This window comes from Kitasatospora sp. NPDC058218 (assembly GCF_042882445.1).
Taxonomy (GTDB): Bacteria; Actinomycetota; Actinomycetes; order Streptomycetales; family Streptomycetaceae; genus Kitasatospora.
Genome location: NZ_JBHVWC010000120.1, coordinates 1 through 15341, shown reverse-complemented (window position 1 = coordinate 15341; position 15341 = coordinate 1). Strand labels below are relative to the sequence as shown.

Sequence of the window (15341 nt, the reverse complement as noted above, 5' to 3'; positions counted from 1 at the left end):
CACCGACACCACCACCCTCGACGCCGACTACTGGTACACCAACCTCCGCCGACCCGTCCTCTTCGAACAGGCCGTCCGCGCCCTCGCCGAGAACGACCACAGCACCTTCATCGAGACCAGCCCCCACCCCGTCCTCACCGCCGCCATCGAGGACACCACCGACGGAACACCCGCCGTCACCACCGGCACCCTGCGCCGCGACGAAGGCGGCTGGACCCGGCTGCTCACCTCCGCCGCCCACCTCCACGCCCACGGCATCCGGGTCGACTGGGCCCCGCTCCTCCGCCCCGGCCACCACCCCGACCTCCCCACCTACCCCTTCCGGCACCAGCACCTGTGGATCCAGGACGCCGCCCCGGCCGGTTCGAGCCCGGCCGCCGCCTCCGCGGTGGACGCGGGGTTCTGGGAGGCCGTCGAGGAGCAGGACATCGCCGCGGTCGCCGCCACCCTCCAGGTCGAGGACGAGGAGCAGCGGCGGTCGCTGAGCACCCTGCTGCCGGCGCTCTCCTCCTGGCACCGGCAGAGCCGCGACCGCTCCGCCGTGGACGACTGGCGGTACCGGATCGCGTGGAAGCCGGTGGCGGACCTCGCGCCGGCCGCGCTCTCCGGCACCTGGCTGGTGCTCGTCCCCGCGGGCCACACCGACGACGCCTGGGTGGCCGAGGCCGCCCGTGGGCTGGGCGCGCGCGGCGCACGGACCGTGCTGCTGGAGGCGGACGCCGACCGCGACGCCCTGGCCGCCCGACTGCGCGAGGTGATCGAGGGCGCCGAGCCGGGCGGGCTCGCCGGCGTGCTGTCGTTCCTCGCGCTGGACGCCCGCCGGCACCCCGGGCGGCGCACGGCGACCACCGGCGTCGCGCTGACGCTGGCGCTGGTCCAGGAGCTGTCCGGCCTCGGCCTGCGGGTACCGGTGTGGTGCGCCACGCGCGGCGCCGTGCACACCGGGCCGTCCGACGCGCCGGCCGATCAGGTCCAGGCCCAGCTGTGGGGGCTCGGCCGGGTCGTCGCGCTGGAGCTGCCGCACCTCTGGGGCGGTCTGGTCGACCTGCCCGGGCAGCCGGACGAGCGGTCGCTCGGGCGGCTGCTGCGGGTGGTGGCCGGCTCCTCCGAGGAGGACCAGGTGGCGGTGCGGGCGGCCGGGCTGTTCGCCCGGCGGATGGTGCACGCCGCCGCCGGGGAGGCCCGGCCGATCCGCGGCTGGCGCCCGCGCGGCACGGTGCTGGTCACCGGCGGCACCGGGAGCCTCGGCCCCCGACTTGCCCGCTGGCTGGCCGACAACGGCGCCGAGCACCTCGTCCTGGCCAGCCGTTCGGGCCCGGAGGCCCCGGGGGCGACGGACCTCGCGGCCGAACTGACCGCGCGGGGCGTCGCCGTCACCCTGGCCGCGTGCGACGTGGCCGACCGCGACGCGGTCGCGGGCCTGCTCGACCGGCTGCGGGCGGACGGCCACACCGTGCGGGCCGTCCTGCACACGGCCGCGTTCATCGAGCTGACGTCCGTGGTCGACACCACGGTGGAGAGCCTCGACCAGGTGCTGGCCGCCAAGGTGGACGGCGCCCGGCACCTGGTCGACCTGCTCGACCCGGCGGCGCTGGACGCCTTCGTCCTGTTCTCCTCCATCGCCGGCTTCTGGGGCAGCGGGGACCACGCCGCCTACGCCGCCGCCAACGCGGCACTGGACGCCCTGGCGGAGCAGGGCCGCGCCGGCGGTCTGCCGATGCTGTCGGTCGCCTGGGGCGTCTGGGAGGACGCCGTCAACACCTGGAAGAACCTCGGCGACCAGGACGTCGAGCGGACCCGCCGGCGGGTCCGCGAACAGGGGCTTCCGCTGATGCGCGCCGAGTTGGCGATCGCCGCCCTCCAGCAGGCGCTGGACCACGACGACACCTTCGTCGCGGTCGCCGAGATCGACTGGGACCGCTTCGTCCCGCTCTTCACCGCGCTGCGTCCGAGCCCGCTGCTCGGCGAACTCCCCGAGGCCCGCGCTGTGTTGGCGGCCTCCGCCGAGTCGGCGCCGACGCCGACGGCCGCCGAGTCCGAACTCCGCCTCTCGCTGGGCCGGCTGTCGGAGGCGGAGCAGCACCGCACTCTCACCGAGCTGGTCACCAGGCACGCCGTCGCGGTGCTGGGGCGCAGCACGCCGGACGCCATCCGCCCCGAACGGGCGTTCAAGGAGCTGGGGTTCGAGTCGCTGACGGCGGTCGAGCTGCGCAACCGGCTGAACGCGGCCACCGGTCTGCGACTGCCGGCCACCCTGGTCTTCGACCACCCGACCCCGGCCGCGCTGGTCGCCCAGCTGCGTCGCGAGATCCTGGAGCTGGGCGCGCCCGAGATGGTCGCCCCGGTCGCGGCGACCCGGCCGACGGCCGACGCGGACGACGAGGCGATCGCGATCGTCGGCATGGCCTGCCGGTTCCCGGGCGGGGTCTCGACCCCGGAGGAGCTCTGGCAGCTGCTCGTCACCGACGGCGACGTGATCTCCGGCCTGCCCACCGATCGCGGCTGGGACCTGTCCGCGGTCTCCGGGGAGCAGGGCGGCTTCGTCCGGGACGTGGACGCGTTCGACGCCGGGTTCTTCGGGATCAGCCCCCGCGAGGCACTGGCGATGGACCCGCAGCAGCGGCTGCTGCTGGAGACCTCCTGGGAGGCCTTCGAGCGGGCCGGCATCGATCTGACCTCTCTGCGTGGCAGCCGGACCGGCGCCTTCGTCGGTGCCATGCAGCACGGGTACGGCACGAAGTCCGCCGACGCCCCGGCCGCCATCGGGGACTACGTCATCACCGGCAGCGTCACCAGCGTCATCTCGGGCCGGCTCTCCTACGCGTTCGGGCTGGAGGGGCCGGCGATCACCGTCGACACGGCGTGCTCGTCGTCGCTGGTCGCCCTGCACCTGGCGGCGCAGTCGCTGCGCAACGGCGAGTGCACGATGGCCGTCGCCGGCGGCGCGGTGGTGATGCCGACTCCGGACTCCTTCATCGGCTTCAGCCGGATGGGCGCCCTGTCCGGGAGCGGCCGCTGCAAGGCGTTCTCGGAGGACGCGGACGGCTTCGGCCTCGCCGAGGGCGCCGGCGTGGTGCTGCTGGAGCGCTTGTCGGACGCGCGGCGCAACGGGCACCGGGTGCTCGCCGTGGTCCGCGGCAGCGCGGTCAACCAGGACGGCGCCTCCAACGGGCTGGCCGCGCCGAACGGTCCCTCCCAGCAGCGGGTGATCCGCGCCGCACTGGCCGACGCCCGGCTCTCGGCGGCGGACGTCGACGCGGTGGAGGCGCACGGGACGGGCACCCGCCTCGGCGACCCGATCGAGGCGCAGGCCCTGCTCGCCACCTACGGGCAGCAGCGGACCGGCGAACAGCCGCTCTGGCTCGGCTCGTTGAAGTCCAACCTCGGCCACACCCAGGCGGCGGCGGGCGTGGCCGGCGTGATCAAGATGGTGCTGGCCCTGCAGCACGGCATGCTGCCGCGCACCCTGCACGTCACCGAACCGACCACCCATGTGGACTGGACCGCCGGCGCGGTCGCACTGCTCACCGAGCAGCGCGAGTGGGCGCAGGCGGACGGGCGGCCGCGTCGTGCGGGTGTGTCGGCGTTCGGGATCAGCGGGACCAACGCGCACGTCATCCTGGAGGAGGCCCCGCCCGTCGAGGAGGCGGCCGGCATCGCCGACTCCCCCTCCCTCGTGGTCCCGTGGGTGCTCTCCGCCCGCGACGAACCGGGCCTGCGCGCACACGCCGCACAACTCGCCGACTTCCTCCGCGACCACCCCGACACCGACCTGCACACCGTCGGACACACCCTGCTCACCGGACGCGCCACCCTCGACCACCGCACCGTCGCCCTCGGCCGCACCCACGCCGAACTCCTCGCCCACCTGACCGCCCTGGCCGACGAGGGCACCACCACCACCGGCAGCACCGAGGACTCCGGGCGCACCGTCTTCGTCTTCCCCGGCCAGGGCTCCCAGTGGATCGGCATGGGCGCCGAACTCCTCGACACCTCAACCGTGTTCCGCAGCCACATCGAAGCCTGCGCCGAAGCCCTCGCCCCGCACACCGACTGGTCCCTGCTCGACGTCCTGCGCGGCAACGACGACCTCACCCGCGTCGACGTCGTCCAACCCGCCCTCTTCGCCGTCATGGTCTCCCTCGCCCGCCTCTGGCAGTCCCTCGGCGTCCACCCCGACGCCGTCCTCGGCCACTCCCAGGGCGAAATAGCCGCCGCCCACATCGCCGGCGCCCTCACCCTCGACGACGCCGCCCGCATCGTCGCCCTCCGCGCCAAGGCCATCCTCGCCATCAGCGGAGACGGTGGCATGGCCTCCCTCCCCCTGCCGCACACCGAGGCCGCCGAGCTGCTCGCCCGCTGGGACGGCCGCCTCAGCGTCGCGGCCCACAACGGCCCTGCCACCACCGTCGTCGCCGGCGACCGCGATGCCCTCGACGAACTCCTCGCCCACTGCGAACAGCAGAGCATCCGCGCCCGCCGCATCGATGTCGACTACGCCTCCCACTCCCCGCACGTCGAGACCCTCCGTGGCCGACTCCTCGCCGACCTCGCCGACATCAAGCCGGCGGCCGCCACCGTCCCCTTCATGTCGGCCGTCACCGCCGAGGTCGTCGACACCACCACCCTCGACGCCGACTACTGGTACACCAACCTGCGCCGGCCGGTCCTCTTCGAACAGGCCGTCCGCGCCCTCGCCGAAAACGGCCACCGCACGTTCGTGGAGACCAGCCCCCACCCCGTCCTCACCCCCGCGGTCGAGGACACCCTCGACGGAACGCCGGCCGTCGTCACCGGCACCCTGCGCCGCCACGAGGGCCACTGGACCCGACTGCTCACCTCCGCCGCCCACCTCCACACCCACGGGCGCCCCGTCCACTGGGCCCCGCTCCTCCACCCCGGCCACCACCCCGACCTCCCCACCTACCCCTTCCAGCGCGAGCGCTTCTGGCTCACCGCGCCCGCGACCGCCGACCCGCGCACCTCCGGGCTCGACTCCGCCGGGCACCCGCTGCTCGCCGCGGCCGTCGCGCTGCCCGACGACGAGGGCCTGATCCTGACGGGCCGACTCTCCGTCAGCACCCATCCCTGGCTCGCCGACCACGCCGTCTGGGGCACCGTCCTCGCCCCCGGCACCGCGCTCGTCGAACTCGCCCTCCACGCCGGACACCGGGTCGGCTGCCACCACCTGGAGGAACTGACCCTCCAGGCACCCCTCGTCCTCCCCGAGCAGCAGGCCGTCCGGATCCAGGTCCGGATCGGCGCGCCGGACGGCGCCGGCCGTCGCCCACTCACCGTCCACTCCGCCCCCGACAGCGCCGACACCGCCGGGGACGCCACCACCTGGACGTGCCACGCGACCGGGACGGCCGTCCCGGTCGCGCCGACCAGCGGGTGGGCGACCGACGCCGTCTGGCCGCCGGCCGGGGCCGTGCCGGTCGGGCTCGACGGCCTCTACCAGCGGCTCGCCGAGGACGGCCTCGGGTACGGGCCGGCGTTCCAGGGGCTGCACGCCGCCTGGCGGCTAGGCGAGGAGGTGTACGCCGAAGTCCGGCTGCCGGAGGCGCAGTCGGCCGACGCCGACCGCTTCGGGATCCACCCCGCGCTGCTGGACGCGGCCCTGCACACCACCCTGATCGACGGTGCCGAGCAGGTGCGGCTGCCGTTCTCCTGGGCGGGCGCCACCCTGCACGCCACCGGCGCCACCGCGCTGCGGGTCCGGCTGACGCCCACCGGGCCGGACGGCCTGGCGCTGTCGGTGGCCGACCGGACCGGTCTGCCGGTGGCCACGATCGAGTCGCTCGCCGTGCGGCCGGTCTCCCCGGCGCAGCTCGGCGCCGCCGCCGACCGCACCGCCGCCGACTGCCTCTTCCGGCTGGCCTGGACCGAGCCGGCCGACCGGCCCGCCGCGCGCACCGTCCGCCATGCCGTGCTCGGTGCGGACGCGCACGCGTCGTCCCGCTACCCGGATCTCGCGGCCCTCGCCGACGCCGTCACGGCCGGCGCGCCGGTGCCCGAGGCCGTCGTGGTCCCCTGGACGCCGCAGCCGGGTGGGGACCGCCGGTCCGCGGACGCCGCCCGGGACGCCGTGGAGCGGGCGCTCGCCCTGCTGCAGTCCTGGGCCGCCGACGACCGGTTCGCCGCCTCGCGGCTGGTGCTGGTGACCCACGGCGCCGTCGACACCACGGACTCCGCAGGCTCACCCGAGCCGGCCGGCTCACCCGATCCGGCCGCGACCGCCGTCTGGGGCGCGGTGCGCTCCGCGCAGGCGGAGCACCCCGACCGGTTCGTCCTGGTGGACCTCGACGCGGACCCCGACGCCGACCCGGACGGCCCCGACGCGAACGCCTCCGCGGTGCTGCCGGCCCTGCTGGACGGCGCCGAGCCGCAGTACGCCGTCCGGGCCGGCCGGCTGCTCGTGCCCCGTCTGGCGCGGCTGCGCCCGGACGACGGCGCCGCCGCCCCCGCGCTGGAGCCCGAGGGCACGGTGCTGATCACCGGCGGCACCGGGACGCTGGGCGCGCTGGTCGCCCGGCACCTGGTCGAGGACCACGGCGTCCGGCACCTGCTGCTCGTCAGCCGGCAGGGCCGGAAGGCCGAGGGGGCCGGCGAGCTCGTCGAGCGGCTGTCCGCGCTCGGCGCCGAGGTCACCGTCGCCCGGTGCGACGCCGCCGACCGGAGCGCGCTGGCCGCCGTGCTCGCCGCCGTCCCGGCGCAGCACCCGCTGACGGGTGTGGTGCACGCGGCCGGGGTGCTGGACGACGGCACGCTCGCCTCGCTCACGCCGGAGCGGGTCAGGGCCGTGCTGCGCCCGAAGGCGGACGCGGCCTGGCACCTGCACGAGCTGACCCTGGACGCCAAGCCCGCGATGTTCGTGCTGTTCTCGGCGGCGGGCGGCGTGCTGGGCAGTGCCGGGCAGGCCAACTACGCCGCCGCCAACGCCTACCTGGACGGCCTGGCCGCGCACCGCCGCGCGCTGGGCCTGCCCGGGGTGTCGATGGCGTGGGGGCTGTGGTCCGCCGAGAGCGCGATGACCGGCGGGCTGAACGAGGCGGACCGGCGCCGGATGCGGCGTTCGGGCGTCCTGCCGATGTCCACGACGGAGGGCCTGGCGCTGTTCGACGCCGCGCTCGCCCAGGACCGCCCGCTGACGCTGCCGGTCCGGCTGGACCTCGCCGCGCTGCGCGACGGCGACCCGGCGCAGCGGCCGCCGCTGCTGCGGGCGCTGCTCGGCACGGCGCCCCGGCGCGCCGCCCGGGCCGAGGCGTCGGCCGGGACGGGCACCGGGCTGTCGCTGGCCGGTCTCACCGCCGCCGAACGGTCGCACGCGCTGGTCGAGCTGGTCCGGTCCCAGGTGGCCACGGTGCTCGGCCACGCCTCACCGGAGGCGGTCGCCGCGGGGCGCGGCTTCCTGGAGTCCGGTTTCGACTCGCTGCGCGGGGTCGAGCTGCGCAACCGGCTGAACGCGGCCACCGGGCTGCGGCTGCCGGCCACGCTGGTCTTCGACCACCCGACCCCGGCCGCCGTCGCCACCCACCTCGGGGAGCTGCTGGAGCACCAGGAGCGGCCGGCCGCACCGCCTGTCCGTGCCACCGGGGGCCCCGTCGACCTGGACGACCTGGAGGCCGGCCTGCGCGACCTGGCCGCCGGGGACCCTGCGCGCGAGCGGCTCGCCGCCCGGCTGCGCGGGCTGGCGGCACAGCTGGACGCGGCCGGGCCGGACAGCCCGGACCGACCCGGCGAGGACCAGGACGAGGACGAGTTCGGGGACGCGACCCTCGACGAGTTGCTCGCCATCGCCGACGGCGAACTGCAGAACCCGTGAACCCGCCTGCCCCGAGCCGTTGCCGGCCCCGTCGAGAAGAGAGGCGCACAGCGCAATGACGAGTGACGAGAAGGTCCTCGACACCCTCAAGCGGCTGACCGTCGACCTGCGCAGGACGCGCCGGCGGCTCCAGGAGGCCGAGGAGGGCGCCCGCGAGCCGATCGCCGTCGTCGGCATGGCGTGCCGCTACCCCGGCGGGGTCACCTCGCCCGAGGACCTCTGGCGTCTGGTCGCCGAGGAGCGGGACGCGATCTCGCCGTTCCCGGCCGACCGCGGCTGGGCCGAGGGCCTGCACGACCCCGACCCGGCGCGCCACGGCTCGGTGTACGTCCGCGAGGGCGGGTTCCTGCACGACGCGGCCGACTTCGACCCGGCGTTCTTCGGCATGAGCACCCGGGAGGCGCTGGCCACCGACCCGCAGCAGCGGCTGCTGCTGGAGACCGCCTGGGAGGCCTTCGAGCGGGCCGGCATCGACCCGTCCTCGGTGCGCGGGTCCCGGACCGGCGTGTTCGCCGGGGTCATCTACCAGGACTACGCCTCGCGCCTGCGCCGGGTGCCGGGCGAGTTCGAGGGCTACGTCGGCAACGGCAGCACCGGCAGCGTCGCGTCCGGCCGGGTCGCCTACACCCTGGGACTGGAGGGACCGGCCGTCACCCTGGACACGGCGTGCTCGTCCTCGCTGGTCGCGCTGCACCAGGCGGCGCAGTCGCTCCGGGCCGGCGAGTGCTCGTTGGCGCTGGCCGGCGGGGTGACGGTGATGGCCTCGCCGATGGCGCTGGTCGAGTTCAGCCGGCAGCGCGGACTGGCCGGCGACGCCCGCTGCAAGGCGTTCGCGGCCTCGGCCGACGGGACGGGGCTGGGCGAGGGCGTCGGCCTGCTGCTGCTGGAGCGGCTCTCCGACGCGCGGCGGAGCGGTCGCCGGGTGCTCGCGGTGATCCGCGGCAGCGCGGTCAACCAGGACGGCGCCAGCAGTGGGCTGACCGCGCCGAGCGGGCCGGCCCAGCAGCGGGTGATCCGGCAGGCGCTGGAGCACGCCGGGCTGTCGGCGCGCGACGTCGACGCGGTGGAGGCGCACGGCACCGGGACGACGCTCGGCGATCCGATCGAGGCTCAGGCGCTGCTGGCCACCTACGGGCAGGACCGGGCCGACGGGCGGCCGCTCTACCTCGGCTCGGTGAAGTCCAACATCGGCCACGCGCAGGCGGCGGCGGGCGTGGCCGGCGTGATCAAGATGGTGATGGCGCTGCGGAACGGCGTGCTGCCGCGCACCCTGCACCTGGACGAGCCCAACCCGCACGTGGACTGGACCGCCGGTGCGGTCGAACTGCTCACCGAGCGGCGCGCGTGGCCGGCGACCGGGCAGCCGCGCCGGGCCGGCGTGTCGTCCTTCGGGGTGAGCGGCACCAACGCGCACCTCGTCCTGGAGGAGGCCGCCGAGGACCCCGCCGCCGAGAACCCCGCTTCCGAGAACCCCGCTTCCGAGGAGCCGGCACAGGCCGGGCCGGCCGGCGCGGCGACCGTGCCGTGGGTCCTCTCCGGCCGGACGGCGGCCGCGCTGCGTGCGCAGGCCGGACGCCTGCTGACCCACCTCGACGAGCACCCGCAGCGGTCCGCGGCCGAGGTCGGCGCGGCCCTGGCCCGCACCCGGACGGCCTTCGAGCACCGGGCCGTGCTGCTCGGCGCGGACCGGGCCGGATTGCGGGCCGCCCTGGCGGCCCTGGCGGCCGGCGAGGCGCGGCCCGGGCTGGTCGAGGGCGTCGCCGGCGGGGACGAGCGGGTGGTCCTCGTCCTGCCGGACCGGCCCGCGGACCGACTCGACTGGGCGGTCCGGCTGCTGGACGCGTCGCCGCTGTTCGCCGCGCGCCTCGCCTCCTGCGACGCGGCGCTGGCCGAGGCCGCCGGCTGGTCCGCGACGGACGTGCTGCGCGGCGCCCCGGGCGCCCCCGACCCGGCGCGCGCCGAGGTCGGCCGTGCGGTGCACTGGGCGGTGCTGGTCGCCCTCGCCGGGCTCTGGGAGGGGCACGGGGTCCACCCGGCCGCCCTCGTCGCGGCGGGCGCCGGCGTGGTCGCGGGAGCCTGTGTCGCGGGGGCGCTGTCCCTGGTGGACGGGGCGCGCGCGGCGGTCCGCGGCGAGCGGCCCGATCCGGCCGGCACCCGGATGCCCGTGCTCACCGGTGCGCCGGACGAGTCCGTACCGGAACTGCTGGGCCGCGGCCACACCCGGTTCCTGGTGCTCGACACCGAGCTGACGGCGCGGATCGCGCGGATCGCCGGCCCGGCCGTCCAGGTGGTCGGCGGCACGGACGCGTTCCTCACCGGCCTGGCCGAACTGCACGTCCACGGCGGGCCGGCCGACTGGTCGGCGGCGTTCCCCGACACCGGGCTCCGCCCGGTCGACCTGCCGACGTACGCCTTCCAGCGCCGGCGCCACTGGCTGGAGGACGGGCCGGCCGACCCCGACGTGCAGGCCGCCGGGCTGGCCCCGGCGGACCACCCGCTGCTCCGGGCCGTCGCCGAACTGCCGGACGGCGAGGGGCTGCTGTTCACCGGCCGGCTCTCGCCGCGCGAGCTGCCGTGGCTCGCCGACCACACCGTCCACGGCCGGGTTCTGCTGGCCGGCACCGCCGTGGTCGAGCTGGTCCGCGCGGCGGGTGCCCGGACGGGCTGCCCGCACCTCGCCGAGCTGACCCTGCTCGCCCCGCTGGAGCTGCCCGGGCCCGAGGCCGCCCCGGAAGCGGGCGTCCGGATCCGGCTGGCCGTCGGCGTCCCGGACGGGTCCGGACGCCGCCCGGTCGAGCTGTCCTCGCGCGCGGCCGCCCCCCAGGACGCCCCCTGGACCCGCCACGCCACCGGCGTGCTGGCTCCCGAGGCCCCCGTCGAGGCGTCCGACCTCGTGGCCTGGCCGCCGCCCGGCGCCGAGCCGGTCGCCCTCGACGGGTGCTACCGCCGGCTGGCCGCCCTCGGCGTCGACTACGGCCCGGCCTTCCGCGGGCTGCGCGCGCTCTGGCGGCGCGGTGACGAGGTGTTCGCCGAGGTCGCCCTGCCGGAGGCGGACCGGAGTGAGGCCGCCCGGTACGGCCTCCACCCGGCGCTGCTGGACGCCGCCCTCCAGGCGTACGCGGTCGGCTCGCCGCAGATGGCGGGGCGGGTGACGGTGCCGTTCGCGTGGCACGGCGTCTCGGTGCGGCCGGCCGGCCCCGCGGCCCTGCGGGTGCGGCTCGCCCCGGCCGGCCCGGACGCGGTGGCCTTCGAGGCCGCCGACGCGGCCGGCGTCCCGGTGGCGTCGGTCGCGAGCCTGCGGTCCCGGCCGATGCACGACGACACGGCCGACCCGGCACCGCTGTGGCGGGTCCGCTGGGTGCCGGTCCCGGTGGACCCGCACCCCGTCACCGTGCGGACGGCGGTGGTCGGCCCCGGGATCCCGGCCGGCCCCCACCCGCACCATCCCGACCTCGCCACCCTGGCCACCGCCGGCACCCCCGTGCCGGACGTGGTGCTCGCGGCCCTGCCGCCGGCCGACGGCGACGACGGGCCGGCCGCCGTCCACGCCGCCACCGCCGATGCCCTGCGACTGGTGCGGTCCTGGCTGGCCGAACCCCGCTTCGCCGCCGCGCGACTGGTCGTGGTGACGCGCGGCGCCCAGACCACCGGCCCGGACGACCCCGCCCCCGACCTCGCCGCGGCCGCCGTCCGGGGGCTGCTCCGGTCGGCGCGGGCCGAACACCCGAAGCGCTTCGGCCTGCTCGACCTGGGCGACGCACCACCGTCCGAGAGCGCACTGGCCCAGGCACTCGCGTCGGACGAACCGGAGCTGGCGCTACATCAGAACGACCTGCTGGCACCCAGGTTGACGCAGGTCGACCGCACCACCGACGGCGACCCGTCGTTCGACCCGAACGGCACCGTCCTGGTCACCGGCGGGACGGGAGCCCTCGGCCGCCTGCTCGCACGCCACCTGGTCGAGCGCGGCGCCCGGCACCTGCTGCTGACCGGCCGCCGGGGCGACCGGGCACCGGGCGCGGCCGAGCTCGTCGCGGAACTCACCGCACTGGGCGCGGAGGTCACCGTCGCCGCCTGCGACGCCGCCGACCGGGAGGCCCTGGCCGGACTGCTGCGTTCGGTACCCGACGCCCACCCGCTGAGGGCGGTCGTCCACGCGGCCGGCGTGGTCGACGACGGCCTGCTGACCGCGCTCACACCCGAGCGGCTCGCCGCCGTGCTGCGGCCGAAGGTGGACGCCGCCTGGCACCTCCACGAGCTCACCCGCGACACCGGTCTCGACGCCTTCGTCCTGTTCTCCTCCGCCTCGGGCACCTTCGGCACCGCCGGACAGGCCAACTACGCCGCCGCCAACGCCTTCCTCGACTCCCTCGCACAGCGGCGGCACCGTGAGGGCCTGCCCGCACTGTCCCTGGCCTGGGGGCTCTGGGCCGAGCGCAGCGATCTGACGGACCGTCTGGACACTGTCTCCACCGCGCGGTTGGGCCGGAACGGGGTCCGTGCGCTTTCCGCGGCGGAAGCACTTGATCTCTTCGATGCCGCCCGTATGATGATCACTGAGTCGGTGCTCGTCCCGGTTCGGCTGGATCCCGCGGCGCTGCGGGAGCGCGCCGATCAGGGGCAGGTACCGGCGCTGCTCAGGGAGTTGGTCACCGCGCCGAGTCCCGCGCCGAGTCCCGATTCGGCGTCCGCGCCGACTCCCGCGGCGACGCCGGCCACCGCGCCGGTCACCGCCGCGGACACGGACCCGGCGAGCGGCTTCGCACAGCACCTCCGGGCGCTGCCGGAGCCGGCCCGCCGACGGGCCCTGCTCGACCTGGTCCGCACCCACGCGGCGGTCGTGCTGGTCGAGTCCACGCCCGAGGACATCGACCCGGACCAGGGCTTCGTCGACCTGGGCTTCGACTCGCTCGCCAACCTCGAACTCCAGGAACGGCTGCAGGACGCCACCGGCCTCCAGCTGCCCAGCACCCTGATCTTCGACCACCCCACCGCCGCCGCCCTGGCCGACCACCTCTGCGCCGAGTTCGGCACCGGGGAGACCACGGCGATGGGCCCGGCACTCGCGGAACTCGACCGGCTGGAGGCGTTCCTGACGCCCTTCGCCGACGACGACCAGGCTCGGACGGCGATCACGCACCGGCTGAAGGACCTCCTCTCCCGCTGGGGCGACGACGGCCGGGGCAGCGCCGACCCGACCGACCGCACCGACCCGACCGACCTCGCCTCGGCGAGCGACGACGAACTCTTCGACGTACTCAACCAGCTCCGCGCCCGCTGAGGGCCCGGCAGAACCAGGTCGACACCCGCACCGGCTTTAGGAGCAGGCTCAAGTGGCACAAGAAGACAAGCTTCGCGAGCACCTCCGGTGGGCTGCCGCCGAGCTCGGCGAGGCACGCCGCCGGGTGGCCGAGCTGGAGGCCGCCGACCACGACCCGATCGCGATCGTCGGGATGAGCTGCCGCTACCCGGGCGGGGTGCGGACGCCGGACGAGCTCTGGGACCTGGTCGCGGCCGGCCGCGACGCCGTCGGCGCGCCGCCCGCCGAACGCGGCTGGCGGGTGGAGGACTTCTACGACCCCGACGGCCTGCGGCCCGGCACCTCCTACGTGTGCGAGGGCGGCTTCCTCGACGACGCGGCCGACTTCGACCCGGCGTTCTTCGACATCAGCCCGCGCGAGGCGCCGGCGATGGACCCGCAGCAGCGGCTGCTGCTGGAGACCGCGTGGGAGGCCTTCGAGCGGGCCGGCATCCCCCCGGGGACCGTGCGCGGTACCCGGGTCGGCGTGTTCACCGGCCTGATGTACCACGACTACGGCACCCGGCTGACCTCGGTGGACGAGTCGGTCGCGGGCTTCCTGGGCAGCGGGACCGCAGGCAGCGTGGCATCCGGCCGGATCGCCTACGTCCTCGGCCTGGAGGGTCCGGCCGTCACGGTGGACACGGCCTGCTCCTCCTCGCTGGTCGCCCTGCACCTCGCCGCCCAGGCCGTCCGGCGCGGCGACTGCGCGATGGCGCTGGCCGGCGGTGTCACCGTGATGGCCACTCCCGACACCTTCGTCGAGTTCAGCCGCCAGGGCGGGTTGGCCCCGGACGGGCGCTGCAAGTCCTTCGCCGCCGCGGCCGACGGCACCGCCTGGGGCGAGGGTGCGGGGATGCTCCTGGTCGAGCGGCTCTCCGAGGCCGAGCGCCAGGGGCACCGGGTGCTCGCCGTCCTGCGCGGGTCCTCGATCAACCAGGACGGCGCGAGCAGCAGCCTCTCCGCGCCGAACGGCCCCTCCCAGCAGCGGGTGATCCGGCAGGCCCTCGCCGAGGCCGGGCTCTCGCCGGACCTCATCGACGCGGTGGAGGCGCACGGGACGGGCACTCGCCTCGGCGACCCGATCGAGGCGCAGGCCCTGCTGGCCACCTACGGGCAGCAGCGTCCGGCCGAACGGCCGCTCTGGCTGGGCTCGTTGAAGTCGAACATCGGCCACACCCAGGCCGCGGCCGGAGTCGGCGGCGTGATCAAGATGGTGATGGCGATGCAGCACGGCGTGCTGCCGGCCACCCTGCACGTCGACGAACCGACCACCCACGTCGACTGGACCGCCGGCGCGGTCGAACTGCTCACCGAGCAGCGCGACTGGCCCGCGACCGGACGGCCCCGGCGGGCCGCCGTCTCCTCCTTCGGGGTCAGCGGGACGAACGCCCACGTCATCCTGGAGCAGGCACCGGCCCGGGAACCGGCGGCGGGCACAGAGGTCACAGGTGGCGTGCTGCCGTGGGTGGTGTCCGCACGGACCCCCGAGGCGCTGCGCGCCCAGGCCGAGCAGCTTCGGGCGGCCGTCGAGGCACACCCGGAATGGGAACCGGCCGACGTGGCCCGGGTGTTGACGGCCGAGCGGTCGGTCTTCGAGCAGCGGGCGGTGGTGATCGGCGACAGCCGTGAGCAGGTGCTGAGCGGGCTCAGCGCACTCGCCGCCGACGAGACCTCCGCGCTCGTCGTCACCGGCACCGCCACCGCCGGCCGGACCGTCTTCGTCTTCCCCGGCCAGGGCTCCCAGTGGATCGGCATGGGCGCCGAACTCCTCGACACCTCAACCGTGTTCCGCACCCACATCGAGGCCTGCGCCGAGGCGCTCGCCCCGCACACCGACTGGTCCCTGCTCGACCTCCTCCGACAGGCTCCGGACGCCGCCTCGCTGGAGCGCGTCGACGTCGTCCAGCCCGCGCTGTTCGCCGTGATGGTCTCCCTCGCCCGGCTCTGGGAATCGCTGGGTGTCCACCCCGACGCCGTCCTCGGCCACTCCCAGGGCGAGATAGCCGCCGCCCACATCGCCGGCGCCCTCACCCTCGACGACGCCGCCCGCATCGTCGCCCTGCGCAGCAAGGCCATCCTCGCCCTCAGCGGACACGGCACCATGGCCAGCGTCCCGTTACCCGCCTCCCAGGTCGAAGCCCTGCTCGCGCCGCACGCCGGCGAGGTCAGCGTCGCCGCCGTCAACGGCCCCAGCCACACCGTCATCGCCGGCAC

2 protein-coding genes and 1 pseudogene are annotated in these 15341 nt (G+C 76.3%); all 3 read left to right on the top strand.

Translation table 11 applies throughout. The annotated features are described in order from the left end of the window. The coding region (locus tag ACFVYI_RS41390; RefSeq protein ID WP_387895098.1) for an SDR family NAD(P)-dependent oxidoreductase at nt 1-7825 on the top strand (7825 nt) is incomplete at its 5' end. A gap of 61 nt (nt 7826-7886) precedes the next feature. Next, nucleotides 7887-13106: pseudogene (locus ACFVYI_RS41385) on the top strand (type I polyketide synthase); the annotation flags it as partial. A gap of 52 nt (nt 13107-13158) precedes the next feature. Then, on the top strand, nt 13159-15341 hold a 2183-nt coding region (locus ACFVYI_RS41380), incomplete at its 3' end, for a type I polyketide synthase (RefSeq protein ID WP_387895096.1).